Source organism: Fischerella thermalis PCC 7521, assembly GCF_000317225.1.
Taxonomy (GTDB): Bacteria; Cyanobacteriota; Cyanobacteriia; order Cyanobacteriales; family Nostocaceae; genus Fischerella; species Fischerella thermalis.
Window position 1 is genome coordinate 1 of sequence record NZ_AJLL01000026.1, and the last position, 3,331, is coordinate 3,331.

The window sequence follows — 3,331 nt, forward strand, 5'->3', positions numbered from 1 at the left end:
TCTGAATCCGAATTCACTACTCATAACTCAACCACCAACGAATAATCCCCCTGCAATTATCGGTGTGTATCAGTGTTCATCTGTGTTCGCTTTTTCCAACCTAATCATTTACTGATTCAAGGAAAAATATCATGGAAATTATAGCTTTACTACTTGGAATATTTGGTACTGGTACTGCTGCTGGTTGGTGGGTGATTCGCAACTTGTACTATATTTGTCAGCCGAGTGAGGTGTTGATTTTTGCTGGTAGTTCCACTCCTACAAGCGATGGAAAGTCAGTGGGATACCGTTTGGTAAAGGGCGGAAGTGGAATTCAAATTCCCCTGATTGAAAAAACTTTCCGCATGGATTTAACTAATATGATTATTGAATTGCGGGTGGTAAATGCCTTTTCTAAAGGTGGTATTCCTTTGACGGTAGAAGGGGTAGCGAATATTAAAATTGCTGGCGAAGAACCAATTATTTACAATGCGATCGAGCGATTGTTGGGTAAAACTCGCAAAGATATTGAACAGTTAGCAAAGGAAACTTTGGAAGGAAATTTGCGGGGGGTGTTGGCGAATCTCACACCAGAACAAGTGAATGAAGATAAGATTGCTTTTGCGAAAACTTTGTTGGAAGAGGCGGAGGATGATTTAGAAAAGTTGGGATTGGTTTTGGATAATTTGCAAATTAAAAATATTTCTGATGAGGTACGTTATTTAGATTCGATTGGACGTAAGCAGCAGGCGGAGTTGTTGCGGGATGCGCGCATAGCGGAAGCACAAGCCAAGGCGGAAGCGATTATTAAGGCTTCAGCAAATGATCGCATCACTAAATTAAGACAAATTGAACGGGATTTGCAGGTGGCGAAGGCGGAGGCGGAACGCAGAGTTAGAGATGCACTGACAAAGCGCACCGCAATGGTGGCGGAAGTGGAAGCGGTAGTCAATGCAGAGATCGCGCGGGTACAAGCAGAGGTGGCGGTACAAACTGAACGCATCAAACAGGTAGAAAAGCAGTTGCAAGCTGATGTGATTGCGCCAGCCGCAGCCGCATGTCAGCAAGCGATCGCCAAAGCGAAGGGTGATGCAGCCAGAATTATCGAAGATGGTAAGGCGCAAGCCGCAGGTACACGGCGTTTAGCCGAATCTTGGCAAAACGCTGGTGCGGCGGCGCGAGAAATTTTCCTGTTTCAGAAGTTGGAACCTTTGTTGAAAATGATGGCTCAGGGAGTTCCGCAAGTAGAGGTAGAAAATTTAACTGTCATTGATGCTGCTAATAGTGGAAATGTGCCAAAATTTGCATCTTTATTAGAACAGTTACGCCAGACTACTGGTATAGATATTAGTAAGGCGATTAATGAATTCAAGGGTGAGGGAAACATTATCATTCCGGAAGTGAAATCAAATCTGGATAAACGCCCATAGAAACTGTAGCAGTAGGTTGAGCCAAAGCTGTTAAAAGTTAACCAATCCTTTACAGTATGGATGAATTCAACACACAAATCCTCCAACTTGTTCAAGAAGCTTGTCAGCATCCACGAGGCAGTTTAGAACGCAAAAGGAAACTGAATCAAATTATTTATCTGATTCAAAAATCGGGTAAACTTTTGCGATGTACAGATGTACCTGATGTAGAGGAAGCCTTTCAGAAAACCTGGATATATTTTTGCCAAAATCTCTGTGAAGCAACTACTGCTAAGAATCCCTATGATCCCGAACAAGGTTGTGTAATTAGCTGGTTAAATGGTTACTTGTATTATCGTCTTAAAGAAATTAGTCAGAGAAATAAAGAAGAGAGAAACAGAAGATTTTATCCCTTTGTGGGAGAAAATGGTGAAGTAATAGATCCTTTAGATCTGATTCCCGTACCACCAGAACCATCACCTCTGCTCAAAGAAATTCGGGAATGGCTCATAACTCAAACCAGTAAATTACGGCGTATTCATATTAGCGATCGCCCGGATGTTAACTGTCAAGTTTTGATTGAACGCCGCTTTCTTTTGGAAGTTACTTGGAAAGATTTATCGCAGGATTTTGGTGTACCTATACCAACTCTCAGCAATTTCTACCAAAAAAAATGTCTGCCTTTGCTAGCAGAGTTTTGTAAATTCCAAGGCTATCTTGATTAATATTTTTTGAAGTTTGAATCTACAACTATGAATTACTTAACTGAACGTCAAACCATATCTATCCCTATTCCTGAAGAATTCCGACAAAATGCTCTCAAATTTGCCAGAGAACAACTAACACCAACAAGAGGTAGACAAGTATATTTAAATACTTTAGCCGTTCAAGTAGTTAATACCTATTTGCAAATGCTAGATATCCCCACAGATTTAGAATCTAGCTATGTTTGGCAGCCTTACCGGAGGTTAATTGATGATGTCGCCGATTTAGTGTTAACTGGGGTAGGACGCTTAGAATGTCGAGCAATTCGCACAGGCGATCGCATTTGTTATATTCCGCCAGAAGTTTGGGATGGTCGCATTGGTTATGTGGTTGTCGAAATAAATCAAACCTGTAAAGAAGGGAAAATCTGGGGATTTTTGCCTAATGTCACAACATCAGAAATTGATATTGACAAGTTACATTCATTGGATGAATTAATAGAGCGATCGCATCTAATTTCTTTAAGAGCATGGCTAGAAAATATGTATACAACTGAGTGGCAAACAGTTGAAGAATTCACCCGTAAAAGAAAACCTCAATTTGCTTTTCGTTCTATTAAACGTGTCAGAGGATTGAAATTAGAATCACCAGATATTGTTTGGCAAATTATTGAGCAATTTTATCCCAATCATAGTTGGCAAAAAGGTTTACCATCCAAATTCATGCCCAAAAAGTTTAACAATCGTTGTGAAGAGTTGGAGGTAAATAATAATAGTAATATTTCCTCAGAACTTCTGGATATTTTAGTTCATCTAATCAGAACTACTGAAGATGAAGAAACACGTTGGACTCTTGCAGAAATTTTGTGGACTCTCCAACCAAACCATCCTGCTGTAACTGCTAGACGCGTGATGGATTTGGGAATGCAGTTAGATGGTAGCGCTGTAGCTTTGATGGTAGCAGTTTTACCAAAACCAGATCAAACAGTTGCTGTGCTCTTAAGAGTTTATCCTATGAATCATGTATATTTACCATTAGGTTTACAATTAGCAGGATTATATGAGGATGAGCAAGCATTTTTAGAAGTGCAAGCTAGAGAAGAAGATGATTATATTCAATTAAAATTTTGTGCGGAATTTGGTGAGAAATTTCGAGTTAGAGTTGGTTTAAATGATGCAGTGATTACAGAAAATTTTGTTATTTAAATATGAATTATTGGATCTGGTATATAAACCATT

The 3,331-nt window shown here is 39.6% G+C and carries 3 protein-coding genes; all 3 read left to right on the plus strand.

The genetic code is table 11. From position 1 onward, the window contains the following. Positions 1-131 precede the first annotated feature (131 nt). The 3 genes from UYK_RS0106020 to UYK_RS0106030 are packed head-to-tail and all read left to right on the plus strand — an operon-like array spanning position 132 to position 3,298. Positions 132-1,409, plus strand: coding sequence for a flotillin family protein (locus UYK_RS0106020; RefSeq protein ID WP_016871086.1), 1,278 nt, complete (start codon positions 132-134; stop codon positions 1,407-1,409). Positions 1,410-1,465: 56 nt separating this feature from the next. Beyond that, on the plus strand, positions 1,466-2,113 hold the full coding sequence (locus UYK_RS0106025) for a hypothetical protein (RefSeq protein WP_009458500.1): 648 nt from the start codon (positions 1,466-1,468) through the stop codon (positions 2,111-2,113). 27 nt (positions 2,114-2,140) lie between these two features. Beyond that, positions 2,141-3,298, plus strand: coding sequence for a DUF1822 family protein (locus tag UYK_RS0106030; RefSeq protein ID WP_016871087.1), 1,158 nt, complete (start codon positions 2,141-2,143; stop codon positions 3,296-3,298). Positions 3,299-3,331 lie beyond the last annotated feature (33 nt).